This is a genomic window from Paenibacillus eucommiae (assembly GCF_017874215.1).
Classification (GTDB): Bacteria; Bacillota; Bacilli; order Paenibacillales; family NBRC-103111; genus Paenibacillus_AI; species Paenibacillus_AI eucommiae.
This window is the reverse complement of sequence record NZ_JAGGLB010000037.1, coordinates 1-25,350: the sequence shown is the minus strand read 5'-3', so window position 1 is coordinate 25,350 and position 25,350 is coordinate 1. Positions and strand designations below refer to the sequence as shown.

The following is a 25,350-nucleotide window of genomic DNA, read 5'->3' as shown; positions in this document are numbered from 1 at the left end:
TTGATAAGGATGGAGTGAACGCCAAGTGGAAAACAAGCATCTGAACATGTTGGCCGTAGACTTCGGGGCGAGCAGCGGAAGAACAATTTGGGGTGAATTCACGGGATCCAAGCTTACTGTGCAGGAAATTCACAGATTTGCCAATGAGCCTGTAGAACTCGGCGGAAGTCTGTATTGGGACTTTTTACGGTTATTCCATGAGCTGAAGAAGGGCGTACGCGCGTTTAAGCAAGTGACCTCGAAGACCCCAGCTTCTATAGCTGTCGATACATGGGGGGTGGACTACGGCTTGGTGGATGGTAACGGCAATCTGCTTGGAAATCCGTATCATTACCGGGATGCACGTACGAATGCCACCATGGAGACCTGTTTTAAATCCATCCCCAGAACGGAGCTGTTCGAACGAACCGGCATTCAGCCGCTGCAGTTCAACACGATATTCCAGCTGCTCGCTTGGCAGCAGAGCTGTACCCGGCCGGTCGGCGAGGACGTCCGTTTATTATTTATGCCGGATCTATTTCATTACTATTTGTCAGGAGTGAAGGCAACCGAGTATACGATTGCCAGCACGAGCGGCCTGCTCGACCCGGCTGCACGCAGCTGGAACAGGGAGCTGCTGGGCAAGCTTCCTTTTGCCCAGAGTCTGTTCACGGATATTGTGATGCCGGGCACACAGCTTGGAACGCTTCGCAGTGAGCTGCGCGAGGAGCTTGCGATCGGCAGCGTTCCGGTAGTGGCAGCGGCTTCTCATGATACGGCATCTGCGGTAGTTTCCATTCCGGCTTTAACGAACAACTATGCTTTTATCAGCTGCGGCACGTGGTCACTGATGGGTGTTGAAACGGATAAGCCTGTCATTAACGAGTGGAGCGAGCGCTGGTCCTTCACGAATGAAGGCGGAGCCGAACAGAAAATCAGACTGCTCAAGAATATTATGGGACTGTGGCTGCTGCAGGAGTGCAAGCGTCACTGGGAGCTTGAAGGGGATTCGCTTACTTATGCACAGATGCAGGAAATGGCTGCTGTGCATAAGCATAATGCCAGTTATGTTGACCCGGAGGATCCTGTATTTCTGGCTCCCGGCCATATGCCGGATCGGATCCGGGCCTACTGCAGGGATACCGGGCAGACCGTTCCGCAAACGAAGCCGGAGATCATCCGCTGTATTCTTGAAAGCCTGTCGATGAAATTCAAACAAACGCTGGACGAGATCGAATTTCTGCTGGGCCGGAGGCTGGAGCATATTCATATGGTCGGCGGAGGCATCCAGAATACGTTATTGTGCCAGCTTACGGCTAATGCAACCGGGAGAACGGTATTTGCAGGGCCCATAGAAGCAACCGCTATCGGGAATATTCTGATGCAGGCCAAGGCGCATGGAGAAGTGGGCAGCTTGAATGAAATCAGGCAAGTCGTTATCGACTCCTTCCCGCCGGACAGGTATGTGCCAGCAGACACGGATGCCTGGCAGGAAGCTTACCAGAGTTATAAAAAAATAGATGAGAGCAAAAGTGAATAGGGGCTGAGTAGCGGTATGTCTGAACAGTTAACGAGAGAAGAGCTAACTAAGTATGCCAGAAAGACGGTAGCTAAGGGACTGGTTGTAGGACCAGGCGGAAACATTAGTGCGAGAAACGGGGATACGATGTTTTTATCGCCAAGCGGCTTCGCGTTGGAGGATATTGAACCCGAGCAATGGGTGCGTGTAACGATTTCAACGGGAGAAATTGTAGATAAGGCTTTTCGTCCATCTTCTGAGGTATTGATGCATCTATATGCCTACAGGGTTAATCCGCTTATTCAAGCTATTGTTCATACCCATCCGGCATACTGCATTGCCCTTAGCACCTTAGGCGATAAGCTGCCTATGCTGTTTCCAGACCAAGCGGCGCTAGTGGGGGACGTTGGTTATATTCCCTATGTACTGCCGACTACGGATAAATTGGCTGATGCTTTAGCGGAAAAAGTAACGGACTTCTATTCCATTCTGCTAGGCAACCACGGACTCGTGACCACAGGTAAAAACCTGCGCGAGGCTTATTACCGCACCGAGGTTATGGAGGAAAGCGCCAAAATTTATTTGATCGCCAAAGCCGTTGGCACACCAAGAGTGTTGACGGATGAAGAATACAAAGAAATTCAATCGTTGGAGAGCGAAGCCTATCGCGTGCAGCTTTTGCAGCAAATGAAGTAAGCAACAACAAAGGACAGCAACCCGCAAATCCTGCCGGAAGCTGTCCTTTTTATTTATTTAAAGCCTGAGCCTGTATGCATTTATTTTAAGGTGTCGTTCAAGTTCCGTTCAAATTCATGATGATTCAGAAAGCCCTTTAAACGGCCCTGTCTCAGCTTGGTAATGGATACGGACTTGCTGGTAGGGCTCTTGGAATCAAAGCAGACACGGCTGTCCTGTACCGCTTCAACCTTGTGGAGATTGGCGTAGCAATCGGTATTAACCTTGAAGAAAGCGCTATCAGAAAGCATTTTGTCTAATTGCTCGGTTGACAATCTTCGTTTGACATTGAAGTTTTTGCCATGAAAGCTGACTAATCCGTGAGCCCCGACACGAAAATACAAAATATCCTTCTCCAGTACAAACTCATCGTACGTATTCTGGTTTTCCAGCGCTACATTCATTTGTATTCCTCCCTTTTTAAATGCTAACGCGTAAAATTGAAGCGCTTTCATTTTAACATAAAATCAATTGATTTGGAAGAGGATTTTAGTGATTTTGAAAAAATATTGGCTTCCAGCTGCGGTTATGAAAAGTAAATCCGATGGGGATTGTAAGGAATTAAAAAGTCTATATTAACATAGAACTTGATATGAAATCAAGGACAATTTATTAAAATTCCAATAAATAGGTTGCAGTTTGCAGGAAGATATAGTAATCTTATAGACGTAACATGAGAAGGAGAGGAGGAATAACAACATGGAAAAGATGGGTATGCAAATGATGATGAACATGTGTATGGAAGAAATGATGTGTAAGATGAAATGCATGAAGATGATGATGACCAGCATGCAGGAAATGAACATGATGGGCAGCATGGACACTGAAATGATGATGACTAATTTTCAAGAGTGCGATGAAATGATGACGATGATGATGAGTATGATGCGTGAAATGAAAGAAACTTCTATGTAATTTACTGTGCAGCAGAAACCCTAATGAATCTACCAAATTCATTTGGAATGTTTATATGTTTGCAGAGCAGTCTACTGTATGCATTTCAATCCCGGCAGAGCAGTCGTCTGTATGCCGCAAGTGAAACGAGGAAGCTGGCAAAGCAGTCATCTGTATGCCATACTTCACTTATTGATTTTCTTCACAATTTCTATCCTCTGAAGCTTAAGTTCCCATACTTGCTCCCTGAGCACACGTACCTCGTAAGAATTGCTGCTTTCCTTTAACTGCCCGAATAGCTCCAACATTTTTCTGTTAATCGAATCGAACACACGCCATAAATCCTGCTGCATGCGTTTTTGAGTATGTTGCTCTTTATTATATAAAGTCTGAACAATTTGCTCTTGCCAGACGGTGTCCCCAAGCTGCTTTGCCAAATTATAAAGATCCAGTTGATCATCAATCCAAGTTTGAACGATACGATTATTAGTTGAATTCATTTTTCTGATCTCCTTCCAAGCCTTATACCGAGTATTATACTAGGAATTATAAGAATTTCAATAGACATTTAAAAAAAGTTATTTTAATGATCATTTTATACGTAAAAAATGATTGCAGTATGCTCCGAAATGTAGTAATCTTATAAATGAGTTTACAAATTATGAGAATTACTTAAATGAATTGGAAGAAATGGGCGTGAGATGATGAAGAAAGTAAAATGTGAAACCTGAGCCTTTAACCCCCGACAGACGAGCTGTTTTCCTTCTATTTCCCAAGCCATTCCCAACCTTCTTCGTTTATGGAAGCCACCATCGCATTGACCAGACGAAATCCAATGTTCGATTTATTAGCTATTCCGCAATGATGAATTTCCGCATGTCATATACCAAGTAATATAATCGGATTAATGAGAGTTTAGTTGGAAGTTAGTAAAGCGTATTCTTGCACCTTGAAAATAAAATCCGGTTTTAAGTTGACAGGAAATAGAAGGGATGGTATTGTGGTTCATATACATATTATTCCGATATAAATACTAAGAATAATAGCTGACTGGAAAACCGGAAGCATGGATAGCACCATGTTTTTTTCTATTGCTTCAAGGAGGTGACAGGAATGGGATTGTTGTTAGATTCTATAAAGCTCGTCAACACGCAAAAGGGGAAGCCCGAGGTTGCTGCTGATCTTTTGCCAAGTGATTCAGACTCTACAGTGATATCTCAAGACTCGGCGACTGCCGATACTATAAATTCCGAGTTGCGGCTTGTCAAAACCGAGCAAAATTAATTGGTGGAGGTAATGAGCATATGAATAGCACGAATATATCTTTTAACGATGCTGCCGTTGTCGTCAATCTGATAGGTACTGATCAAAAGCTTATCCCCTCATTGCTCTCAGCATTAAAAAATAACAAGATCACTTTATCACGGTTGCAAGAATCACCTGTGCAAATTGATTTATTTAGTTCGGAGGCTTATCTATACTCTCCTGGAGGCGATAAGTACCGAATTCCTATTTTTTGAATATTAGAACTTAAAGAAGAAGTATTGTAATAAACATGCAAAGCCCAGGTTAACGATGCCTGGGCTTTTATTGTGAATGTACTTAGCTTATCGGATTGCTCGACAATTGGGATACAATTAAGAGGAAAAAGCTCCCCCTTGGCTTAGGCTGGCGGGGAGCTTTGTTTACGTTTTTTCTTCCTGGGATATTACCAGGCAAATGTGCACGAAATGATAACCAAGAGAATGAAAAGAACCAGAATACCTGCTGTGCTTGTGCGGTTACAACCTATTTCTGACATATCGTCGACTCCTTTCATAGAAACCTTTATTACTATATCAATATATTCAATTTATGTAATATGGATTGGACACGTTTATAGGATATTTTTGTTTTCCAACAATTACCCTTGCATAACGAATGTATGTTCGGTATATAATAGAGAATAAGACAGCGAATATACGTTCGTATTCATGGGGTGGGAAGATGAGTAGTAACCCTCGGATTGAAACAGAAGAAGACCTTCAGCTTGTCAAGGAATTTGTTTTGCTCCCTATCCTGCTCGATATGTTGGAAAGAGATATCAACAGATTGAAGAGCTGCTCGGATGGGGTCATTTTTAATCATGTTATTTTCTACTTGCGGGAAGTTGATCATTCCATTTTATTGGAAACGCAGCAGGTGAAGGCATCAATGAGGAAACGAGATGTCAAAATCTTGAGTACTGAGACAAATGCTCTTGGTATCGAAATCGACTACAAGGTTCGTGGATACAATCACCACTTTAAAATGCTGCGCAGCCTGGTGAAGGCCGAGTTAATGACGATGTTGATGAATTTGGGAAGAAGGCGACTGCCATGAGCGGAAAAAGACAAAGGGTAATCATGCTGGCCGATTGTGAATCCTTCTATGCTTCTGTTGAAAAAGCAGCTCATCCAGGTTGCAAAAACAAGCCTGTTGCTGTCTGCGGGGACCCGGCCAGGCGCAGCGGGATCGTGCTTGCTGCGTGTCCTATTGCCAAGCGTTATGGTGTGACAACGGCGGAGCGCATAGGTGACGCTTTGAAAAAGTGTCCTGACCTCATTGTCATACGGCCGCGGATGCAGCACTACATCGACATCTCGCACATGATCACTAAGATCTATGAAGAATTCACGGATCTTGTCGAGGTGTTCAGTATTGATGAGCAATTTCTGGATGTTACCGGAAGTCTTTCCATCTTTGGCGACGATCCACATAGCATTGCCCTCTCTGTGCAGCAAAAGGTTCTCAAGCAGACAGGAGTCCGGGTTCGGATCGGCATATCGGAAAACAAAATTCTTGCCAAAATAGCTACGGACATATGGGCCAAGAAAAATGCGAGCGGCATTTTCACTCTGCATAAAAACGAGATTGAAAAGCATCTATGGCCAGAGCCGGTAAGTAAAATGTTTGGCGTAGGCTCGCGTATGACTGCTCATTTTGCGAAGCTTGGAATCCATACGATAGGGGAAATCGCAAAAACCCCGCTGCCTCGACTGAAAGAGCGGTTTAGAGCGAGATTCAATAAGCAAAGCGACATTCATGCTGAAGTCATGTGGCGTACAGCCAATGGGCATGATGATAGTCCGGTAAATCCCGCTACGCATCAAGTGGCTCCTAAGTCTATTGGACATATGATGACCTTGCCTAAGGATTACACGACAAAAGCTCAAATAAATACAATATTGCTTGAGCTGACAGAAGAGGTTTGCCGCGATTGCAGACGTAAAGGGTTCATGGCTTCTGTTCTGACGGTTTCATGCATGTGCAGCCCCTATGAGGACCCGACAGGCTTCTCCAGACAAATGAAGATGCCGGATCCAACAAACAATACGAATGGCGTGTATGAAGCAGCAAAAATGCTGTTCTACCGCTTCTGGAACGGTCTGGCGGTCCGCAGGGTAGGCATCACACTGAGCCAATTGACGGATGATGAAAATTACCAGCTTACTTTATTCGAAGACCAGGTGAAAATCAGATCATTGGAGAAGGTTACGGACGAAATCAAGGAGCGGTATGGCAGCTTTGCTATCGTTCGAGCCTCTTCGTTGAGCGAATCCGGTCAAGCGGGGGAGAGGGCTAAGAAAATTGGAGGGCATTACAAATGACCAAAAAACTTGAAGGAAACGGTCTTTGGGAATCGAGCCGAATGATGCTGCCTGAGCATAAAGCATTGTTCAGCTCGAACCAGAGGAGCAGCACTGCCAAGCTCCCTGCGCAGCTAAGCAAGGAAGAAATGAATTTAGTCCGGGATTATATTTTGCTGCCGGTGATGCTTTCCGTGGTTGAAAATAAAAGCAGGGAAATTGAAATGTCCTCCCTGGCGTTTAAAATGTTATATTCGGCATCTTCGCGGGTGCTTGCGAGCATCATTGGTAAAGATTTAAGAAAAGTGGAGAAAGCTTTACAGGAGCGAAGCATCCAGGTATTCGAGGAGATGAAGGACGAGAATATGCTGCAGTACCGCTACATCTGCCGCGGACACGAGGAGCCCTTGATCATGGCGCGCGACTATATGAAAAGTGAGATCAGTGTAAGGATAGGCAGATATGCGAAGAACCTGGTGGCGATTATTCAAGCTGTTGAGAGGGGTTAGGAGGGGGATAGGAGAGGATAGGAGGTAGATAGGGGGAGGACAAGAGTATAAGGAGCACACAAACAGAAAAAATCCGCCCGCAGCATTTATGTGCTGTAGGCGGGGAGGTTTAGCAAATCAGAAATGGTCCGTAAAGCGTATCCCCTTTTCCATAAAGTTTGAATCACGTAAGGAAGGGCGTTTACGGTATTTTGCAAGCTTTGGCCTACTCCACCGGCAGAGTGCTGCAGGACGATGGAGCCTGGTCCGGCATGAGAGAGAATATTGGCTGCGACCTGATTGGCCGTTATCTGGTTCCAGTCCAAGCTATCCACGTTCCACAAAATGGTTTTTTTCTTCAAACGGATCAATTCCCTGATAAGCTCTTCAGTTAGAGCCCCGTATGGCGGCCGAAACAGAAGAGAGCGTATGCCAGCTACCCGGTACATTTCCTCATCGGTTTTGTTAATTTGTTCCATAGCGGCGGCTAGCGGGATTTTTGCTAAATTGGGATGGTTCCAGGAGTGGTTGCCAACGTTGTGGCCTTCCCTGATCATGCGCAGGAACACATCCGGATTGGCCTGAATGCGTTGTCCTACGCAAAAAAAGGTGGCTTTCACGCCAAACTCGCGCAAACCGTCGAGCACCTGCGGGGTCCATACCTCATCCGGCCCGTCATCAAAAGTTAGCGCCACTTCTTTGGTGGGAGGGCCATGTAAAATAATTTCATTAGGAAATTGTTCGGCCCAATCGATACGTTCTACTTGGGGTGGCCGTTCGTCCATCCGCTCGCTGCCGCCTTGCAATTCGGGCTGATGAGTCCTGTACCAGTAACCAGATGCAGATGGTAGTGCATAGGGCGAGTGGATCGGAAAACGACCGTAAGAACCCGCAGATGGCTGAAATGGCTGATAGAGCATCGTTGGTAGGGGGACATATCGAAATTGCACAGCGTTCACCTCGTTTTTCTACCTTCTAAAAAGTATGATATACAGCATGCCCAGGTTCCTGAAACAGCGCGAAAAAACCATCCATTCGAAATTCGAACAGGATGGTTTCTTTATTTATGCAGAGGAAATAGGTCCGATTCCAATTAGCTTTAATCATCTTTAAATTTTTTATTTTCCAAAATAACAATGCTGCCAGTTTCCGGCTTTTTTACTCTTTTGGTCTGCTTCACAAGCCGGATGATGTTATCGTAGGACTGCTGAGCCCCTAATACCAATAAGGGTACGCCAATGAAATCAATTTTAAATCTTCTAGAAAACAAGCCGCCAAATGTCATGGCGATTGGAACAGTGGGGGATGTATTGGAAAAAACGATGGTTTCATCTGTTTGATATCTGGATTGCAATAAGAAGCTCAAATTTTTTAAAGCGGGAACAACTACCTTGGATGCTCCACATCCAACTGTGTAGACAGGATTTCCGTCTTCATCTGTCCCATGAAAGATGAGCTTACCCATATCAGAAGTCTGTAATTTATTGAAGTAGCTGACACTTAAAATTTCGTCCTTGGTAAGCGAGCGGTTGGTAGGAAGCTGATTGAGATGGTACGCTGCTGCCAAGGCAGTCGAGTGTGTGCCACCAAAATCATTGTATATGTAAATCATAAAATCATCCTCTGTACATTTTTTTTCTAATTGACTTATTATCCCCATTATCGATTCAATCATTCGAAGCAGCTGGGAAAATGATCAAAGCTTCGCAAATAGTTACTTTATATGCTAAAATAATGAATAATTTTACAATTATTATCATTCTTAATGAATAAGACAGGGGACAATATGCTAACCAATTTTCGTATGACACCCAAGATCGTAGGGAGCGTTTTAGCGCTTGTCCTGATCAGCCGGATACTGATGCTGTTAACAGGTTATATGGGCATGAACTTATTTAATACTTACACGCAAATTCCGGTTTATGAGAAGAATGTTCCGGGAAGTGTAACGCCATGGATTCAGAAGCTTCCTCTCGGGCTGGAAGAAACGAGGATGTTTCAATTAAGTGACTTCATGAAGCTCGACTCTTATCCATACTTGAACATAGCAACGAAGGGCTATGACCAGGTACATATCGATCAGCCGCACCGGGCGGCAAATTGGGTATTCTTTCCGCTGTATCCGCTCCTCATTCATCTGTTCGGCTACGTGCTGTGGGTGCATCCGGCGATCATAGGCATGCTGCTTTCCAATCTATTTCTGATTGGCGCCTTGCTTTATGTGTACGGAATCGCCTTGCAAAGGGGGCTGAGCGAGCGGCAAGCCAGTACCGTGCTGACGCTCATTCTGATTTATCCTTCTTCAGTATTTTTCTCTGTTCCTTACACGGAGAGCCTATTTCTGTTACTGTCAGCGGCGTCCGTATATTATGCCTCGAACAAGCAGTATGCCCTCGCTTTTCTGGCAGCCGGGCTATCAACGGTAACGCGGGTTCCAGGCTTTATCAATCTGGCGTTTGTGGCCGGCAGCGTTTGTCTTGACGAAGGGTTTCACTTTTCCAAGAGGTACTTGAAGTGGGGGTTGTATGGTCTTCTTTCCTTAGTGCCTATGGGGGCTTTTTTACTTCATATGAAAATGATTACAGGCGACTTCCTGGCACCGTTCCACGAGCAGAGCCTGAGCTGGTTTCGCGAGACGACGCTGCCGTTCCAAAATTATTTCAGGTATTGGCAGCATCCCTATTTCTCAGCCCCGGCCGGCTGGGATAACGGCGTACTGGAATTCACCATCTCAACAGCCGTATTCGTCGTCTACTTGGCTTATCTGGTGATACATGCCAAGGGGCTGCTTCGGGACAAGAGACAGCTGCTCTTTTATGTATACGGCGCTGGTCTGATAATACTGCCTTTTTCCAGCCAGCCTTATTATCTCACGAGTGTGGTCCGTTATTTGATGGTATGCATTCCGTTCTATATCTATTTAGTTCAGCTCACCAAGGAGCGGGAAAAGGTACTCCTGTTTTACCAAATGCTGTTTTTTATTTTCCAGATCATTACAACGATCGGGTATTTTAATAGATTCTACTTTGTGGCTTAAGCATTTATGCAGGCTCTGACGTAATTCTGCGAGCCTGATCGGGTCAATAGCAAGGATGTGGGACGACCTTACGCTTTTAACGATGAAAAACATCGTTAAAGTAGCAGCTCCTTCTTGGGTCTTCATCCACAGTGCTTGCGCTAGCTAACATCAATAAGGGTGAAGTCAGAATTCATTTCCTTCTTTATCCGTATTGGCTATGTTTTAATATTGGCAACGCTGAATTTTCTTCGTACAGACACTTCTAGGCATATACCCACATACAATGGTAGTAATCTCAAGCGGAGGCTTTCGAAGCAGGATATGCTCCGCAAAACTCCCAGGGGGTGGCTGAAGTGCCTGGTTTTTTCACAGCGATTGCGTTATTTGTTAAAGAATTGATGCTGCTGGTGTCCTACGTCAAGAATAACGCTTTCCCTCAACCGTTAGCGGAAGAGGAAGAAGAGAAGCATCTGAAGCAGATGGCTGAGGGCAGCGAAACCTCCCGGAATTTGCTCATTGAGCACAATCTCAGGCTGGTGGCGCATATTGTCAAGAAATTCGACAACACCGGAGAAGATTTGGAGGACTTGATTTCGATTGGTACGATCGGACTGATTAAAGCGATAGAAAGCTTTTCGCCGAACAAGGGTACGAAGTTAGCTACTTTTGCTGCAAGATGTATTGAAAATGAAATCCTCATGCACTTGCGTTCCCTGAAAAAAACGAGGAAAGATGTTTCGCTGCATGATCCCATTGGGACTGATAAGGAAGGGAATGAAATCACGCTTATCGATATTCTCGGTACCGAAGCCGATGATGTCGTAGACAAGGTGCAATTGAAAATTGAAAAAAGTAAAATATACAAAAATCTGGAAATTTTGGATGACCGTGAAAAGGAAGTGGTTATGGGCCGTTTTGGCCTGGAGCATGGGGGAGAGGAGAGGACTCAGCGGGAGATTGCTAAGGAGCTAGGTATTTCACGCTCGTATGTTTCACGGATTGAGAAGCGGGCTTTAATGAAGCTGTATCATGAGTTCTATAAAGTAAAGAGGTAGATAACTATATGATGAAAATGAAATGAAACCATAAGTTATCGAAAAAAGTTATCGAAAATAAAGTAAAGCGTAGGTAAACTCATTCCTGAAGAATGACTTTACTTACGCTTTTTAAATGAGCTATACATGATGTATGACTTCCATTATATCATTATGCAAGCAGCAGTTGAAGCAGTCTGTCTGGATGGTTGGTAAGAATGCTGTTGACTCCAAGCTCTATCATTTTGACCATGGCGTCCTTGTCGTTTACGGTCCACGCATACACTTCTTTATTGCCAGCGGCGGCAGCGCGCATAACGTTCTGGTCGATAAGCAAGTAAGAAATACTGATCGCCTCGTAATCCCTGCTCTTGTAAAGCTCCTCATCCAAATCTTTTTCTCTGCCTACAATCAGTGCGGTTTTAATGTTAGGATTTAATTTTTTAACTTTTTTCAGCAGTACCGGATCGAAGGAAGAGATCACACATTGGTTTACGAATTGGTTTTTTTCAATGATTTTCACGGTTCCCTCAGCAAGATGCTTAGAGTGACCGTTGTTTTTCAGTTCAATATTCAGTTTGATTTTCCCTTTGGCTGTTTGAATGGCCTGCTCAAGTGTAGGCACTTTTTCATCCTCAAAATTATGGCTGAACCAGGCACCTGCATTGGCTCGGAACAGCTCACTGGATTGAATTTCCCACATTGCCTTATTAATGCCTGTAGTTCGAAATGCATTATTATCGTGCATGACGACAATGACTCCGTCTTTAGTTTCCTGCACATCAAGCTCTGCAAAGCCTGCTCCGTCTTCAATGGCTTTTTTTAGGGCGCTAAGTGTGTTCTCTGGTGCGGTGTACGAGCTTCCACGATGGGCTGTGACCAAGCTTTGTTTAAAGTCATTTGGAGACATGTAGGTGTCAGATGTGAAATTGTTGGCGAATAGAATGGTAAGCAGCAGAAGGATGTTATTCATTATTAGATAGAACCTCCCTGGATATGTTGGTTGCTGGAATTGGAAGTGATGACTTTCTTATAGTTGCAAAGTATCATATACTTTTTAGAAGAATGTTAGATTCATAGATTGAGAGGTTATAATATTGTCTAAGAAAGGAATTTTGTCAGAAATCAGAGAATAAAGGTATAGACATAATAAATAGCTTGGAATATTGAGTATAAGGGATAGCGTATAGCATTTGCAAAAAATGAATGATTTATAAGAAATGAGGGGCCTTTGCATGAAATGGGTAAAAAATGCAAAAATCAACAGTAAACTGATTGTGATGGTTCTAATTCCTATGCTTGGTGTATTTTATTTTTCCATTACTAGTATTTACGAAAAAATACATGATAATGCGGCGATTAATCAGTTGGAAATTTTAACAGATCTGGCCGTTGATACGAATGCAATGATTCATGAGCTGCAAAAAGAACGAGGCTTGGTCTCCGGTTACCTGGGGAAGCAGGCCTCTACGATCAAGGTCAGCATGATGGATCAGAGAGAGGAAACGAACCGGAAAATAACCGAGCTGGAAAATAGTCTGAAGTCGTTATCGGCAGACGGCTATGGGGTGAAATTTGTTCAAGATCTGGAAAATGCGGTTCGTATGCTGCACCAATTGAGCGAAGAACGCGAGCTGATCGATACGAATAAAACGGATGTGAATGCAAGCCTGGCCTACTATAGAGGGACTATCGACGCTTTTTTTCATGTTATGCAAAATTTAAATTTACTTAGTTCTAATCCGGAAATATCAAGAATGCTTTCAGCTTACATAAACTTTTCCAGAATGAAATCGGCGGTTAGTCAGGAAAGGGCTTTGCTGGCCAATATTTTTTCGAATGATCAGCTGACTTTAAATGATATCGAGCAGACGAAGCTGAGTGAACAAGAACAGACCATTTACTTTAATGTCTTCTCGTCATTTGCGGCGCCAGAAGCATTAAGCCAGTACAAGGCTGTGGTTAAAGGACAAGCTGTTAATGAAGTGGGACGAATACGCTTGACTGTAATTGAAGGGGCTTCTGGAGATATCACAGAGACTGATTCTGAGTATTGGTACAATGTTATAACCGAAAAAATCGATTTGTTTAAAATTGTGGAGGATGATTTCTCCAATCAATTAATTGCCAAGATGCGTGTCATTCAAGATAAAGCGTTGAATTCATTGGTCTTTGTCATTTCGTTGAATTTCATAATTTTGGTTTTCTCGATTGCGATCATTATGCTAGTCTCCCGCATGCTGCTTAAACAAATTGGATTGCTGAAACAATCTACAGAGCTGATTTTGCGGGGAGAAACGGATGTGGAGGCCGAGGTACTGACGAAGGATGAATTCGGCGATTTGACGAAAGCCTTTAATCAGATGGTGGCCAGCTTCCGGGATGTAATCCTGCAGGCAGACCAAATTTCCAAAGGCGATTATGAGCTGACAATTACGCCAAGATCGGACCGTGACCGTTTAAGTATTGCCTTAACCCAGATGCTGACTTCCTTAAAGGATACTAAGGCTGAGAATGAACGCCAGTTTTGGTTGAAAACCCAGCTTGCGCGCCTGACGGGAATGTCTCAGGGTGTGATCAAGCTGCAGCAGCTCGTCAGTATGCTGATTGCAGAAATAGCTGGATTAGTTGAAGCAGGACAAGCCGTTTTTTATGTCAAGGAAGTGGAAAAGGGGCCGCGGCAGGAAAGCGAATTTGTTTTACTCGGCAGCTATGCGTATAAAGAAAGAAAAAATTTGGCCAATCGTTTCCGGAAGGGCGAGGGGCTTGTGGGGCAATGTGCTCTGGAGAAAAAACCGATCCTGCTGTCTAACGTTCCGGATGATTATATTCACATTAGCTCGGGACTTGGCGAAAGCAAGCCGCTGAACATTCTTGTACTTCCGATTATGTTTGAGGAAGAAGTTGTAGCTGTAATGGAGCTGGCCTCCTTCCAGGGCTTTACGCCCATTCAGCAGGATTTGCTTGACCAGCTGACCACTTCACTTGGCGTTGTGCTGGACAGTGTAAGCAGCCGTCAGCTCACAGAAGAGCTGCTGGATGAGTCGAGACAGCTTGCAGAGGAGCTGCGGACCCAGCAGGAAGAGCTGCGGACCGCTAACGAGGAGCTGGAAGAGCAGACGAATATGCTGCGGAAGTCTGAAGAGAAAATGAAAATTCAGAGTGAAGAGCTGCAGGCGATTAACGAAGAGCTGGAAGAAAAGACGAATTACCTGGAATTGCAAAAAACAGATATAGAAAAGCAAAATCAAATGATTCAAATTTCAAAGAAAGAAATCGAAATAAAGGCGGAGGAGCTAGAGCTCGCCAGTAAATACAAATCAGAATTTCTCGCCAACATGTCTCATGAGCTGCGCACACCGCTTAACAGTCTGCTCATTTTATCCAAATCATTGGCGAAAAATGAAGAGGGGAATTTATCGGAGGATCAGATTGAATCCGCTAATGTGATATACAGCGGCGGGCAGGATTTATTGACCCTTATCAACGATATTCTTGATTTGTCCAAGGTAGAAGCCGGCAAGCTTAACATTCATAAAGAGGAAGTCAGATTCGATTCTATTGTTCGTAATTTGCAGTATCAATTTAATCCCGTTGCCAGGGATAAGGGGCTGCAGTTTGCGATTAAGCTGGAGGCAGATATCCCTGAATCGCTCGTAACTGACGGTCATCGAACGGAACAAATATTGAAAAACCTGCTTTCCAACGCCTTTAAGTTCACACCTGCAGGCTCAGTGACTTTAAGGATTTACAAGCCTAAACAGGATGAGGGATTGTACAGAGGGGGACCTGCTGCAGTTGATATGATTGCTCTATCTGTTAAGGATACAGGGGTTGGCATTGCGGAAGATAAACAAAGAGCGATATTCGAGGCATTCCAGCAGGCGGATGGTTCTACCAGCCGAAGATATGGCGGAACCGGCCTTGGACTGACGATATCCCGTCAGCTTGCCAAGCTGCTTGGCGGCGAGATTCATTTGCAAAGCGTACCTGAACAAGGCAGCACCTTCACGCTTTACCTGCCTGCTGCTTCGGAGAACGAGAGCCTGAAGGGAACTGGTGCCCAAGAATTCGTGCAGCCATCCCCGCCAGCCGAAGTTACAGCCATAGCCGAGGCGTTTGCCGGGGAAGCAATGGCCGCCGCTGCGTCGGAGCCAGGAGTAGAGTCAGGAGCAGAGCCTTCGGTCGTGAAAAAATTTGTAGAAGACGACCGCGACCGTATTCAGCCTAATAGCGGCGAAAAAGTGCTGCTCATTATCGAAGATGACGTTCATTTTGCCAAAGTATTGATGGGCTTGTCACGCAGAAAGGGCTTTATGTGCCTGGCAGCAGGAGATGGCTTCAGCGGTCTGCATCTGGCTAAGCATTATACGCCAAGTGCGATACTTCTTGATCTGGGGCTCCCTGATATGAATGGTCTTAAGGTGCTGGATCATCTGAAATACCACAGCGAAACCCGTCATATTCCGGTACATATTATTTCCGGGAAAGACGAAAGCGCCGCTTCCTTGAAGAAAGGTGCGGTAGGCTTTTTGGCCAAGCCGATTACGAATGAGGATCTGGATACGGTATATTCACGCATTGATCATGTGTTGAACGAGCGTATTAAAAAGGTGCTGGTCGTTGAGGACGATGCGAACAATCAAAAAGCGATTCATGAGCTGCTGAAAAACAAAAAAATAGAAATCAACAGCGTTTATACGGGAGAAGAAGGGCTTGAGACGCTTAAATCAGAGGAATACGATTGTGTTATTCTCGATTTAACTTTACCCGATATGTCCGGCTTCGATATGCTGCAAACGCTCGTCAAGCAAAGCGACAAAACGATTCCTCCGATCATTATTAATACAGGCAAGGATTTATCGGAAGAAGAATATAAGGAGCTAAGCCAGTTTACAGACAGCATTGTAATCAAGGGGGTAAACTCACCTGAACGGCTGCTTGATGAAGTTTCCCTGTTCCTGCACAGTGTGCACAAGTCGCTTCACCCTGAGCAGATCCAGATGATCCGGAATGCGCATGCTTCCGATGAATCTTTGAAGGGACGCAAAGTTTTGCTGGTTGATGATGATTTACGGAATACCTTTGCCTTATCCAAAATACTCAAGCAGCATGGACTCGAAGTCGTGATGGCCGATAACGGCAAGATGGCGCTGGAGAAGCTGGATAGCGAGCAGGAGGTTGAACTGGTAATCATGGATATTATGATGCCCATTATGGATGGCTATGAAGCAATGAGGCATATTAGGAAAAACCCGCGCTTCCATAAGCTGCCGATTATCGCTTTAACGGCCAAGGCTATGAGCGGCGACCGTGAAAAAAGTATAGAAGGAGGAGCCAACGATTATATGACTAAGCCTGTAGATACTGATAAGCTGCTGTCCTTGATTCGCGTATGGCTGTTTAGATAAATGAAAAACGACAAAGAAACAGAGAAAATAGAAACAGACTTGCTGCTGAATGCCATTTATGAATGCTATGGGTATGATTTTCGCAATTATGCCCGGTCTTCTTTATTACGCCGCCTGGATTACATACGTTTAAAGAATAAAATGGAGCACCTATCTTGTCTGATCCCTAAATTATTGCACGACGAAGCATTCATGGCGCAGATGATCCGTGATTTATCGGTAACCGTGACTGAAATGTTTCGCGATCCGCACTTTTTCAGCGAGCTGCGGGATAAGGTGATCCCTATTCTGAAGACTTACCCGTTCGTGAAAATATGGCATGCAGGCTGTGCGACGGGTGAGGAAGTATATTCGATGGCCATCCTGCTCAAGGAAGAAGGCTTTTATAACAGGGTGCAAATTTATGCTACTGACATTAATCCGGAATCGCTGCAGATTGCTCAGGAAGGCATCTATTCTTTGGAAAATATTCGCAAGTTCACGGCTAATTATAACAAGAGCGGAGGCACTGCCTCCTTCTCGGATTACTATTATGCCAAATATCAGATGGCCAAGATTAATGAGGATTTGAAAAAAAACATTGTTTTTTCCACGCATAATTTGGCAACGGATCATTCTTTTGGCGAGATGCATTTGATTATTTGCAGGAATGTGATGATCTATTTTGACCGCGAGCTGCAGCAAAAGGTGATTCAGCTGTTCGACGATAGCTTGATCCATCGCGGTTTTCTATGCCTGGGCAGTAAGGAATCATTCGAGTATGCAGATAGCCGGCAGCAATATGAAGTGGTTTCCTCGAAATGGCGAATTTATCAGAAGCAGCTTCATTCATAAGCTTACGCTAAAAAGGGGGATTTCGATGTCTCGTTATGAAGCAGTTGTCATTGGCGTTTCGGCGGGAGGACTCAAGGCATTGTCAGATGTCCTCTCTTACTTGCCACGTGATTATTTACTGCCAGTGCTGATTGTGCAGCACCTGCTTGATGGAAGCGATAACTTTCTTGCTGAATATTTAAATGAGCAAACGGCTGTTCATGTGAAGGAAGCAGATGAGAAAGAGTTGATTAGACCGGGCTATGTGTATCTTGCGCCAGCCGGCTATCATTTACTGATTGAGGAAGACAGAACAATCAGCCTGTCTGTAGATCCGCGTGTCAATTATTCAAGGCCCTCCATTGATGTTCTTTTTGAAAGTGCTGCTTATGTATTTGAGGAACGGTGCGTCGGCGTCATCTTAACAGGAGCCAATAGCGACGGAAGCGTCGGGTTGTCTGCCATTCACAAAAAAGGCGGGCTGACTGTGGTCCAGGATCCAAAAACTGCCGAATATAATATGATGCCAGATGCGGCTATTCAAGCGACGAAGGTAGATCATATTCTTTCACTGGCGGAAATTGGAAAGCTATTGAGCGGCTTAGGCTGGGGAACTGGTTCGCGAATATTTAATCAAGGAGAAAATGGATGAAAAGTGTTCGGAATTGGACATACACAGGTGCTAAAATTTTGGTTGTAGATGACCGTAAAGAAAATTTATATGCGATGGAAAAAATATTGCACATTTTGGACTGCGAAATATTCAAGGCCTACTCAGGAAATGAGGCATTATCCTTTACGCTTCGGCATGATTTTGCCTTAATTTTGCTGGATGTGAATATGCCGGAAATGGATGGCTTTGAGCTGGCGGAGCTGCTGCGCAGTAATGAGGAGACAAGCCGTATTCCGATTATTTTCGTAACAGCTATCAACAAGGAGGATAACAGCGTGTTTAAGGGCTACGAGTCCGGTGCTGTTGACTATTTGTTCAAGCCTGTTGATGAAGATATTTTACTTAGCAAGGTGAAAATATTTCTGGAGCTGAATTTGAAGCAGAAGGAACTGGAAGCGATGAAAACGGAGCTTGAGCGCAGCAATCAGAGCCTGACAGAATTTACGAGTGTTGTGGCCCATGACTTGAAAAACCCGCTAGGTGCCATAATGGGCCTTTGTGATATGGTTATAGCTAAGTACAGCGATGGTATGGAAAATAAGGGCAAGCAGTGTATGCAGCACATTTCTGGGACTGCGAGGCGGATGAACAGCTTGATAACCGACGTACTGGCTTACGCTCAAGTGAATGCCGAAACGACCAGCTTTACTGCTGTAGATCTTAATGTAGTTATTAAAGATGTCATCGAAGATTTAAATAGCCGGATTGAAATTGAAGGCGGTAAGGTCGAACTGATCGGGCAACTGCCTGTTGTTGAGGCCGATCGTACTCAAATGTATCAGCTTTTTCAGAACCTGATTGGGAATGGCATGAAGTATCACCATAAAGAAAGAGCGCCACATGTGAAAATTTATGAGCATGAGCAACAGCATCAGCAGCATGAGCATCAGTATAGGAACCAGCACGAAAACCAGCACGAGAACCAGTATGGGCAGCAGCACCAGGTTCGGCAAAATCAGCAGGTCAAAAGCGTTCGTCTAATTATCATTGAGGACAACGGGATTGGTATGAAGCAGGATGATATTCCTGATATCTTTACTCCTTTTAAGCGTCTGGATAATGCGAAAGGCTACGAGGGCACGGGGCTCGGATTAGCTACTGTGCATAAAATTATCGAGCAGCATCATGGAGCTATAGAGGTTTCAAGTGATCTTGGTGAGGGGACAACCTTTCGCCTGAGCCTGCAGGTTAAGCAGACATCATGATGGTTCAGCCTTACTTGTAACACAATAGTCACTTCATTTTCAGCTTAATTTAAGGTTGAGAGGCTATTATCTAATTATACCCCCCTTTTAATATAGAAAAGAGCCATATCCTTTAGTGGATGTGGCTCTTTCGTTTTTATTTTCACCAAGCACGCTCATATTGCCTAGGCGGTTCAATGGATACGTTCAGCTCTTTTGCAGCAGTCCGCGGCCAATAAGGATCACGCAAGAGCTCTCTGGCCAGGAATATCAAATCAGCGCGTCCATTGCGCAAAATTTCTTCCGCTTGCACACCATGGGTGATTAATCCCACCGCTCCTGTTGGAATGTGTGCAGCATTACGGATTTTATCCGCGAAGCCTACCTGATACCCCGGATATACGTCAGGCGCGGCCGGAACAACAGCTCCGGAGCTCGTATCTATAAGATCTACGCCCTGCTCCTTCATCCACGCTGCGAATTGAATATAATCATCGGCTTTGAGCCCATCTGGGTGATAATCACTTGCGGAAATCCGCACAAATAAAGGACCGTTCCATAGCTGTCGGATGCCGCTGATGATTTCACTCAGAAAGCGGTATCTTCCTGAAGCATCGCCTCCGTATGCATCCTTTCGTAAATTGGTGAGAGGGGAAAGGAATTCATTGATTAAATAACCATGAGCCGCATGCAGCTCCAGGCAGTCGAAATTTGCGGCAATGGCTCTTGCAGCTGCCTGAATAAAGGCTTGGATCGTCTGCTCAATTTGTGCTGTCGTCATTTCTTGCGGGATCTTCATCTTTTCATTAAAAGGAAGGGGAGATGGCGCAATAATGGGTCCTTCGACCATAGCCTTCCGCCCGGCGTGTGCGAGCTGAATGGCCGCCTTGGCTCCTTGCTCGTGAATAAGTCCATTTAGTTCCTGCAAGCCGGCAATATGCTCGTCATGCCAAATTCCCAAATCCTCACTTGAAATTCTCCCCTGTTCAGTGACAGCGGAAGCCTCAAGCATGATAAGTCCAACACCACCGACAGCGCGGCTTGTATAATGAGTTCGATGCCAATTAGTAACTTTTCCATCTTGCTGCGGGCAAGAATACATGCACATAGGCGACATGACTATACGGTTTTTGAGCACCATGTTTCGTATGGTAAGGGGTGAAAATAATAACATAGGGATATCTCGTCCTTTCTTGTCACAAATGATGCGCAACCTTTATCTCATATTTGATTATACCACAGTAAACATATAGGAATAAAATTATTGCAGGAGGAGCAGGTAATCGGTTCACGTCATATGCCCTGAATGAATAACATATAGCGAAATGAAACAATGACTTTTCCTGTCTATCAATTTTACGGAGGCAGATTTCTATGTCAAGAAATAAAATGGGCTTGTTAATTCTGATTTTATTTATCTTATTGTTTCTGGTTTTAATACTTTGGCCTTGATCGAAGAAAATAGCCGCATCTTGGATCGTCAGGAGAACTATGCTGGCGATTTTTTTTTAGGGAAAGAGCATATTCCGAAGCAGCCCGGCTCCCCCGAATGGAGTATGTGCACTTAACGATGTTTTTGATCGTTAAAGCAAGTGTTTCTAGTCAGTCCGTCACTTTAACGATGATTTTCATCGTTAAATGAGGACGGAGGACCTCTCTGTGGGGTGGATAAAAGGGATTTTAACGATGTTTTTCATTGTTAAAGTAAGTATTTGGGGCGACCTGGTTCTTTTAGCGATGAAAAACATTGTTAAGTAGCAGCTCCTTCTTAGTTGTGTGCTCTGGCAGGGGGCGTTCTTCATCCCCAGCGCCTGCACCCGCTAGGAAATCACTTACTAACCAAGAGAAAAACCTTTGCTGGCTGTCCGTTGGAACTTGGTGTTCGTGCGATTCTTGCGATTGTAGCTAAAGAGAGGGAATGGCTGTGGGTGGAAGAGCGGCAGCGTCCGCCTTTAAAGATTTGTTCCTACCCCATATCCATTCCACTCAAGGGAACAAATCTTTAACAGCGGCTGGAGCCCACAGCCATTCCCTCCATAATGCACCAACGTCATGAACCAACGTCATGAACACGCCCCTCAAAGGTAGCCACAAAAAGGAACAACCCCCAAATGGGGGCTGGCAAGCTGTCGGGTGTCCGTTTCGTCCCTGAAGCTTTTTTTAGAATCCTTTGTATTGAGGTTCTTCATTTTCTAATTGTTGTACTCGCGTCGCAATTTGATCAACGATTTGTTGAGTGGATTGAGCAGCATTTTCGAAAGTTGTTTTGGCTTCTTGGTTTTCTGTACTTAGAGCGAAAGTTTCCAGGCTCGCTTGCGCACTTTTTAAAGAAGCTAAACAAGTCTTCACATCAGAAGAAACAGTCATGACAATCACCTCCTTGTAGGCGATGCTTAATATACCCCAAAATGCAATGGGAATAAAATGTTAAATATATCCATTACTCCCTGTTCATAATAACCATAATTTATGCGCATAATGAGCCTTAACCAACTAGGTTGAAAGAGAAGAGGTTGCCTATGCCTGATTGGCTGCATATTCTTATTAGAGCTTTTAGTGCCCTTGCTGCCTTGTTTGTTTTGACTCGTATTTTGGGTAAAAAACAAATTTCAGAGTTGACATTTTTTCAGTATGTTACAGGAATAACTCTGGGGGATTTAGCAGGTGATCTCTCAACAAATGTAGAGAAGAACTTCTTTCATGGTTTTCTTGCATTGATGGTCTGGTTCCTAATCCCCTTCCTTCTGGAGATGCTAACACTTAAGAGCAAGATGCTGCGTTATTGGTTCGAAGGCAAAGGAACTGTCCTTATCAAAGATGGCCGTATTCTTGAGGATAATTTAAAGAAGGAACGCTTTACTGGCGATGAACTGCTTGAACAGCTGCGCAGCAAAAGCGTATTTCGAGTGTCCGACGTAGAATTTGCCATGCTGGAGCCAAGTGGCGACTTAAGCATCCTGTTGAAAAAAGAGCATCAGCCTCTAACTGCCAATCACCTGGGTATTCAGCTGAATAATGAGAAGCCGTCTCAAACGGCAATTATGGATGGCGTTATTCAGGACGAGCCTTTGGCCGCAGCCGGTAAAAGCAGAGGATGGCTTCTTTGCGAGCTGGAGAAGCTAGGGATGACAAAGGAAAATGTGTTTCTAGCACAAGTTGATGCTTATGGGGAGCTATCAGTCGACCTCTATGATGATAAATTGAAGGTTCCGAAGCCCGTGCAAAGGCGGATTTTGCTTGCTACCTTGAAGAAATGTGAAGCGGATTTGGAAATATTCGCACTAACAACCAGGCAGGCTGATGCGAAGCTGATGTACGGGAAGTGTGCTGAAGAGCTCCAACAACACTTGCTAAAGCTAACACCGATTCTGAAATCCAAATGAAGGCGGAGGAGAATAATGGCCAACAACAACAAGAAGAACATGACGATGCTGCAGCAGGAATACCAGTCGTTGACGAAGGAAATGGAGCCGAAAAGGCCAGTATTGAAAAATTGCCTGCGAGCTTTTATAGTGGGCGGTTTCATCTGTCTCATCGGTCAAGGTTTGATGGAAATGTTTATGAAATGGTTTGGATTTACGGAAAAAACCGCTGGCAGCCCGACGGTAGCTGTGTTAATTCTTATTGCTGTTATTCTCACATGCTTTGGTGTATACGATAAAATTGCGCAATGGGCCGGAGCAGGCAGCGCGGTACCTGTCACCGGCTTTGCCAATTCCATGTGTTCCGCTGCTATTGAGCACCGCGCTGAAGGCTTAGTCCTGGGTGTAGGGGGGAATATGTTCAAGCTGGCCGGGTCCGTAATTGTGTTCGGGACTGTGGCAGCCTTCCTGGTAGGGATCGTGCACCTCATTGTGATAGGGGGGGCATAAACCGATGCTAAAGGGTCACCAAAGCTGGGTATTTGAGAATAAACCGGTCATTGTTTCTACAGCTACCATTGTTGGTCCGGATGAAGGGCTGGGACCGCTTAGCGAGGATTTTGATATCGTCCATAGCGATCTGACTTTAGGACAAAAAAGCTGGGAAAAGGCAGAAAAATCTTTTCTTGAAGAGGCCGCGCAGCTCGCCATGGGCAAGGCAGGCCTTACGGGCGGGCAAATTCAGTTCTATATTGGCGGCGATTTAATGAATCAGATCATCTCCAGCACCTTCGCTGCAAGATCTTTAGCAATGCCTTACATCGGCATATTCGGAGCCTGTTCGACTTCGATGGAGGGACTGGCGCTAGCCGCGCAACTTATAAATTCGAATTCGGCGCATTATGTGATGTGTGGAACATGCAGTCATAACAGCACGGCTGAGAAGCAGTTCCGCTATCCAACGGAATATGGCTCGCAGAAGCCTCCCAGTGCCCAATATACCGTGACTGGAGCCGGGGCAGCGGTGTTGACCAGCAAGGGAGACGGCCCTGTCGTGACCGCGGCAACGATTGGCCGCATTGTAGATATGGGCATTAAAGACCCCTTTAATATGGGCGCTGCTATGGCTCCAGCGGCGGTTGATACGATTCAAGCTCATTTTCGGGATTTAAGAATAGAGCCCAGCTATTACGACCTTATCGTTACAGGCGACCTTGCTGCAGTTGGGTACGATATGGCGAGGGAGCTTTTTGCCAAGCACAAATTTCCGATTGAACAGACAAGGTATGAAGATTGCGGGCTTATGATTTACAATCGTGAAAAGCAGTCGGTTCAGGCTGGGGGCAGCGGTTGTGCATGTTCGGCTACCGTAACCTACGGACATTTGCTCAATAAAATGCGCAAGGGTGAATTAAATCGAATACTGGTTGTGGCTACCGGGGCTCTATTATCTCCGCTATCCTTTCAGCAAGGAGAGAGCATACCTTGTATAGCTCACGCAGTTGCCATTGAATCAGCAGGGATTCAGGGGGGGATTCAAGGATGATTATGCATTTTGTCTGGGCTTTTCTCATCGGAGGAGCGATCTGCGTTATTGGACAATTGATGATGGACGTTATCAAGCTTACTCCGGCTCATACGATGAGCACACTGGTTGTGCTTGGCGCTATCGCGGATGGCTGCGGCCTATATGACCCATTTATTAAGTTTGCTGGCGCAGGAGCTACCGTGCCTATTACAAGCTTTGGTAATGCGCTCGTTCATGGAGCTCTGGAGGCCCTTCAGAAAGAAGGCTGGATCGGCATTATCACTGGGATATTTGAGGTGACAAGCGCAGGTATTTCGGCAGCGATTGTTTTCTCGTTTTTGGCTTCTCTTTTTGTAAGGCCTAAGGGGTAGAATCAATGAATCAACTGCAAACGACATACGTTATTAGAAAAAATCAACAAAAACCAGCCCTTTTTTGTAAAGAGGGCTGGTTTTTTAACATAACGCGTCTAGCCAAAGAACCTGAAAAAGGACAAGGAGAGCATGGTGCGGAAGGGTTCGTGGAAGAAACTCTAGAAAAATTGAATTCGGACGTACCACCCGTGACCCGCCAGTACCCAGAACGGGTGGGGGAACTTCTCCCCTCCGGAAATCCTTCAATTGTCGATCGCCACTATTGCTTTCTCTCGGGAAAACAACCTCTGCTGGCAGTCCGTTTGAGCGTGTGCTTGACTTAACGATGTTTTTCATCGTTAAAACAAGTGTTCCAGGTCAATCGGTCACGTTAATGATGATTTTCATCGTTAAAAGAGGACGCTACCTGTCTGGGGGGATAAAAGGGATTTTAACGATGTTTTTCATCATTAAAGTAAGGATGTGGAGAGGGCGTGGTGCTTTTAACGATGAAAAACATCGTTAAAGCATCAGCTCCTCCTCATCTGCGCGGGCTCTTCATCTCCAGCGTCTCCGCCCGCTAGGGAATTTCCTCCGGCCAAGAGAAAAATCCTTGCTGGTTGTCCGTTTGAGCTTGTGCTCGTGCGATTGTAGATAAAGAGAGTTATGATGAACGTAAGACAGCTCCAATTTGTTCACACATAGGTTACAATGTTGTTAGGACTAACACATTGCAGAGCTATAAACAAA

General features: G+C 44.9%; 26 protein-coding genes. 19 read left to right on the top strand and 7 right to left on the bottom strand.

Annotated elements, in window-relative coordinates; genetic code table 11:
* Window positions 1-25 precede the first annotated feature (25 nt).
* Both J2Z66_RS35115 and J2Z66_RS35110 read left to right on the top strand, forming a co-directional pair.
* Window positions 26-1,519 (top strand): rhamnulokinase, encoded by a 1,494-nt coding sequence (locus tag J2Z66_RS35115; protein WP_312894937.1) that lies wholly within the window; start codon window positions 26-28, stop codon window positions 1,517-1,519.
* Between the two features lie 15 nt (window positions 1,520-1,534).
* On the top strand, window positions 1,535-2,194 hold the full coding sequence (locus J2Z66_RS35110; protein ID WP_209977450.1) for a class II aldolase/adducin family protein: 660 nt from the start codon (window positions 1,535-1,537) through the stop codon (window positions 2,192-2,194).
* A gap of 80 nt (window positions 2,195-2,274) precedes the next feature.
* Here the strand turns inward: J2Z66_RS35110 and J2Z66_RS35105 are convergent, their stop codons facing one another.
* The gene (locus J2Z66_RS35105) at window positions 2,275-2,637 is read right to left on the bottom strand and encodes a LytTR family transcriptional regulator DNA-binding domain-containing protein (RefSeq protein ID WP_209977449.1); all 363 of its coding nucleotides are present in this window, start codon (window positions 2,635-2,637) and stop codon (window positions 2,275-2,277) included.
* A 295-nt stretch (window positions 2,638-2,932) separates the two neighbouring features.
* On the opposite strand from J2Z66_RS35105, the gene J2Z66_RS35100 reads away from it, so the two are divergent.
* Entirely contained in the window at window positions 2,933-3,148 is a 216-nt protein-coding gene (locus J2Z66_RS35100; protein ID WP_209977448.1) for a hypothetical protein, read from the top strand.
* 164 nt (window positions 3,149-3,312) lie between these two features.
* On the opposite strand, the gene J2Z66_RS35095 is transcribed toward J2Z66_RS35100, so the two are convergent.
* Window positions 3,313-3,627 carry a hypothetical protein gene (locus tag J2Z66_RS35095; RefSeq protein WP_209977447.1) on the bottom strand — a complete coding sequence of 105 codons (315 nt, stop codon included), beginning with the start codon at window positions 3,625-3,627 and terminating at the stop codon, window positions 3,313-3,315.
* Window positions 3,628-4,240: 613 nt separating this feature from the next.
* Here J2Z66_RS35095 and J2Z66_RS35090 point away from each other — a divergent pair.
* From J2Z66_RS35090 to J2Z66_RS35070, 5 genes are all read left to right on the top strand, one after another.
* Window positions 4,241-4,411 carry a hypothetical protein gene (locus J2Z66_RS35090; RefSeq protein WP_209977446.1) on the top strand — a complete coding sequence of 57 codons (171 nt, stop codon included), beginning with the start codon at window positions 4,241-4,243 and terminating at the stop codon, window positions 4,409-4,411.
* A 20-nt stretch (window positions 4,412-4,431) separates the two neighbouring features.
* The gene (locus J2Z66_RS35085; protein ID WP_209977445.1) at window positions 4,432-4,647 is read left to right on the top strand and encodes a hypothetical protein; all 216 of its coding nucleotides are present in this window, start codon (window positions 4,432-4,434) and stop codon (window positions 4,645-4,647) included.
* A gap of 466 nt (window positions 4,648-5,113) precedes the next feature.
* A complete protein-coding gene (locus J2Z66_RS35080) occupies window positions 5,114-5,488 on the top strand; it encodes a YhjD family protein (protein WP_209977444.1) in 375 nt (124 codons plus the stop codon).
* A complete protein-coding gene (locus tag J2Z66_RS35075; protein WP_209977443.1) occupies window positions 5,485-6,756 on the top strand; it encodes a DNA polymerase IV in 1,272 nt (423 codons plus the stop codon). Before J2Z66_RS35080 ends, J2Z66_RS35075 begins: the two co-directional genes overlap by 4 nt.
* Window positions 6,753-7,244, top strand: coding sequence for a YhjD family protein (locus J2Z66_RS35070; protein WP_209977442.1), 492 nt, complete (start codon window positions 6,753-6,755; stop codon window positions 7,242-7,244). Before J2Z66_RS35075 ends, J2Z66_RS35070 begins: the two co-directional genes overlap by 4 nt.
* Before the next feature lie 86 nt (window positions 7,245-7,330).
* Here J2Z66_RS35070 and J2Z66_RS35065 read toward each other — a convergent pair whose 3' ends face one another.
* Complete coding sequence (locus J2Z66_RS35065; protein WP_312894936.1) at window positions 7,331-8,173, bottom strand: polysaccharide deacetylase family protein; 843 nt, start codon at window positions 8,171-8,173, stop codon at window positions 7,331-7,333.
* A gap of 149 nt (window positions 8,174-8,322) precedes the next feature.
* Window positions 8,323-8,835 (bottom strand): DUF3189 family protein, encoded by a 513-nt coding sequence (locus J2Z66_RS35060; RefSeq protein WP_209977441.1) that lies wholly within the window; start codon window positions 8,833-8,835, stop codon window positions 8,323-8,325.
* A 174-nt stretch (window positions 8,836-9,009) separates the two neighbouring features.
* On the opposite strand from J2Z66_RS35060, the gene J2Z66_RS35055 reads away from it, so the two are divergent.
* Both J2Z66_RS35055 and sigK read left to right on the top strand, forming a co-directional pair.
* Window positions 9,010-10,260, top strand: a complete 1,251-nt coding sequence (locus J2Z66_RS35055) for a mannosyltransferase family protein (protein WP_209977440.1) — start codon at window positions 9,010-9,012, stop codon at window positions 10,258-10,260.
* Window positions 10,261-10,595: 335 nt separating this feature from the next.
* A complete protein-coding gene (gene sigK, locus J2Z66_RS35050; protein ID WP_209977439.1) occupies window positions 10,596-11,297 on the top strand; it encodes an RNA polymerase sporulation sigma factor SigK in 702 nt (233 codons plus the stop codon).
* Between the two features lie 151 nt (window positions 11,298-11,448).
* On the opposite strand, the gene J2Z66_RS35045 is transcribed toward sigK, so the two are convergent.
* Window positions 11,449-12,249 carry a glycerophosphodiester phosphodiesterase gene (locus tag J2Z66_RS35045; protein ID WP_209977438.1) on the bottom strand — a complete coding sequence of 267 codons (801 nt, stop codon included), beginning with the start codon at window positions 12,247-12,249 and terminating at the stop codon, window positions 11,449-11,451.
* A gap of 262 nt (window positions 12,250-12,511) precedes the next feature.
* Here J2Z66_RS35045 and J2Z66_RS35040 point away from each other — a divergent pair, with 262 nt between their 5' ends.
* The 4 genes from J2Z66_RS35040 to J2Z66_RS35025 are packed head-to-tail and all read left to right on the top strand — an operon-like array spanning window position 12,512 to window position 19,378.
* Window positions 12,512-16,687 carry a response regulator gene (locus J2Z66_RS35040; RefSeq protein WP_209977437.1) on the top strand — a complete coding sequence of 1,392 codons (4,176 nt, stop codon included), beginning with the start codon at window positions 12,512-12,514 and terminating at the stop codon, window positions 16,685-16,687.
* A complete protein-coding gene (locus tag J2Z66_RS35035) occupies window positions 16,688-17,521 on the top strand; it encodes a CheR family methyltransferase (RefSeq protein ID WP_209977436.1) in 834 nt (277 codons plus the stop codon). It begins immediately after the preceding gene.
* A 25-nt stretch (window positions 17,522-17,546) separates the two neighbouring features.
* Window positions 17,547-18,152 carry a chemotaxis protein CheB gene (locus J2Z66_RS35030; protein WP_209977435.1) on the top strand — a complete coding sequence of 202 codons (606 nt, stop codon included), beginning with the start codon at window positions 17,547-17,549 and terminating at the stop codon, window positions 18,150-18,152.
* Window positions 18,149-19,378, top strand: coding sequence for a sensor histidine kinase (locus tag J2Z66_RS35025; protein ID WP_209977434.1), 1,230 nt, complete (start codon window positions 18,149-18,151; stop codon window positions 19,376-19,378). Before J2Z66_RS35030 ends, J2Z66_RS35025 begins: the two co-directional genes overlap by 4 nt.
* 142 nt (window positions 19,379-19,520) lie before the next feature.
* On the opposite strand, the gene namA is transcribed toward J2Z66_RS35025, so the two are convergent.
* Both namA and J2Z66_RS35015 read right to left on the bottom strand, forming a co-directional pair.
* Window positions 19,521-20,537: an NADPH dehydrogenase NamA gene (namA, locus tag J2Z66_RS35020; protein ID WP_209977495.1), complete on the bottom strand. Its 1,017-nt coding sequence runs from the start codon at window positions 20,535-20,537 to the stop codon at window positions 19,521-19,523.
* Between the two features lie 980 nt (window positions 20,538-21,517).
* Entirely contained in the window at window positions 21,518-21,724 is a 207-nt protein-coding gene (locus J2Z66_RS35015; protein WP_209977433.1) for a DUF1657 domain-containing protein, read from the bottom strand.
* 152 nt (window positions 21,725-21,876) lie between these two features.
* Here J2Z66_RS35015 and J2Z66_RS35010 point away from each other — a divergent pair, with 152 nt between their 5' ends.
* The 5 genes from J2Z66_RS35010 to J2Z66_RS34990 are packed head-to-tail and all read left to right on the top strand — an operon-like array spanning window position 21,877 to window position 24,944.
* The gene (locus J2Z66_RS35010) at window positions 21,877-22,740 is read left to right on the top strand and encodes a DUF421 domain-containing protein (RefSeq protein ID WP_209977432.1); all 864 of its coding nucleotides are present in this window, start codon (window positions 21,877-21,879) and stop codon (window positions 22,738-22,740) included.
* Between the two features lie 15 nt (window positions 22,741-22,755).
* On the top strand, window positions 22,756-23,229 hold the full coding sequence (gene spoVAC / locus J2Z66_RS35005; RefSeq protein ID WP_209977431.1) for a stage V sporulation protein AC: 474 nt from the start codon (window positions 22,756-22,758) through the stop codon (window positions 23,227-23,229).
* 4 nt (window positions 23,230-23,233) lie between these two features.
* Window positions 23,234-24,265: a stage V sporulation protein AD gene (gene spoVAD / locus J2Z66_RS35000; RefSeq protein ID WP_209977430.1), complete on the top strand. Its 1,032-nt coding sequence runs from the start codon at window positions 23,234-23,236 to the stop codon at window positions 24,263-24,265.
* A 2-nt stretch (window positions 24,266-24,267) separates the two neighbouring features.
* Window positions 24,268-24,618 (top strand): stage V sporulation protein AE, encoded by a 351-nt coding sequence (gene spoVAE, locus J2Z66_RS34995; protein ID WP_209977494.1) that lies wholly within the window; start codon window positions 24,268-24,270, stop codon window positions 24,616-24,618.
* 5 nt (window positions 24,619-24,623) lie between these two features.
* Window positions 24,624-24,944: a hypothetical protein gene (locus J2Z66_RS34990; protein WP_209977429.1), complete on the top strand. Its 321-nt coding sequence runs from the start codon at window positions 24,624-24,626 to the stop codon at window positions 24,942-24,944.
* The last annotated feature ends 406 nt before the right edge of the window (window positions 24,945-25,350 follow it).

Bases quoted from the DNA above. Each gene is read 5' to 3' on its own strand.
- J2Z66_RS35110 (WP_209977450.1), top strand. From the start codon at position 1,535: ATGTCTGAACAGTTAACGAGAGAAGAGCTAACTAAGTATGCCAGAAAG.
- J2Z66_RS35105 (WP_209977449.1), bottom strand. From the start codon at position 2,637: ATGAATGTAGCGCTGGAAAACCAGAATACGTACGATGAGTTTGTACTG.
- J2Z66_RS35100 (WP_209977448.1), top strand. From the start codon at position 2,933: ATGGAAAAGATGGGTATGCAAATGATGATGAACATGTGTATGGAAGAA.
- J2Z66_RS35095 (WP_209977447.1), bottom strand. From the start codon at position 3,627: ATGAATTCAACTAATAATCGTATCGTTCAAACTTGGATTGATGATCAA.
- J2Z66_RS35090 (WP_209977446.1), top strand. From the start codon at position 4,241: ATGGGATTGTTGTTAGATTCTATAAAGCTCGTCAACACGCAAAAGGGG.
- J2Z66_RS35085 (WP_209977445.1), top strand. From the start codon at position 4,432: ATGAATAGCACGAATATATCTTTTAACGATGCTGCCGTTGTCGTCAAT.
- J2Z66_RS35080 (WP_209977444.1), top strand. From the start codon at position 5,114: ATGAGTAGTAACCCTCGGATTGAAACAGAAGAAGACCTTCAGCTTGTC.
- J2Z66_RS35075 (WP_209977443.1), top strand. From the start codon at position 5,485: ATGAGCGGAAAAAGACAAAGGGTAATCATGCTGGCCGATTGTGAATCC.
- J2Z66_RS35070 (WP_209977442.1), top strand. From the start codon at position 6,753: ATGACCAAAAAACTTGAAGGAAACGGTCTTTGGGAATCGAGCCGAATG.
- J2Z66_RS35060 (WP_209977441.1), bottom strand. From the start codon at position 8,835: ATGATTTACATATACAATGATTTTGGTGGCACACACTCGACTGCCTTG.
- J2Z66_RS35055 (WP_209977440.1), top strand. From the start codon at position 9,010: ATGCTAACCAATTTTCGTATGACACCCAAGATCGTAGGGAGCGTTTTA.
- J2Z66_RS35045 (WP_209977438.1), bottom strand. From the start codon at position 12,249: ATGAATAACATCCTTCTGCTGCTTACCATTCTATTCGCCAACAATTTC.
- J2Z66_RS35040 (WP_209977437.1), top strand. From the start codon at position 12,512: ATGAAATGGGTAAAAAATGCAAAAATCAACAGTAAACTGATTGTGATG.
- J2Z66_RS35035 (WP_209977436.1), top strand. From the start codon at position 16,688: ATGAAAAACGACAAAGAAACAGAGAAAATAGAAACAGACTTGCTGCTG.
- J2Z66_RS35030 (WP_209977435.1), top strand. From the start codon at position 17,547: ATGTCTCGTTATGAAGCAGTTGTCATTGGCGTTTCGGCGGGAGGACTC.
- J2Z66_RS35025 (WP_209977434.1), top strand. From the start codon at position 18,149: ATGAAAAGTGTTCGGAATTGGACATACACAGGTGCTAAAATTTTGGTT.
- J2Z66_RS35015 (WP_209977433.1), bottom strand. From the start codon at position 21,724: ATGACTGTTTCTTCTGATGTGAAGACTTGTTTAGCTTCTTTAAAAAGT.
- J2Z66_RS35010 (WP_209977432.1), top strand. From the start codon at position 21,877: ATGCCTGATTGGCTGCATATTCTTATTAGAGCTTTTAGTGCCCTTGCT.
- spoVAC (WP_209977431.1), top strand. From the start codon at position 22,756: ATGGCCAACAACAACAAGAAGAACATGACGATGCTGCAGCAGGAATAC.
- spoVAD (WP_209977430.1), top strand. From the start codon at position 23,234: ATGCTAAAGGGTCACCAAAGCTGGGTATTTGAGAATAAACCGGTCATT.
- spoVAE (WP_209977494.1), top strand. From the start codon at position 24,268: ATGCATTTTGTCTGGGCTTTTCTCATCGGAGGAGCGATCTGCGTTATT.
- J2Z66_RS34990 (WP_209977429.1), top strand. From the start codon at position 24,624: ATGAATCAACTGCAAACGACATACGTTATTAGAAAAAATCAACAAAAA.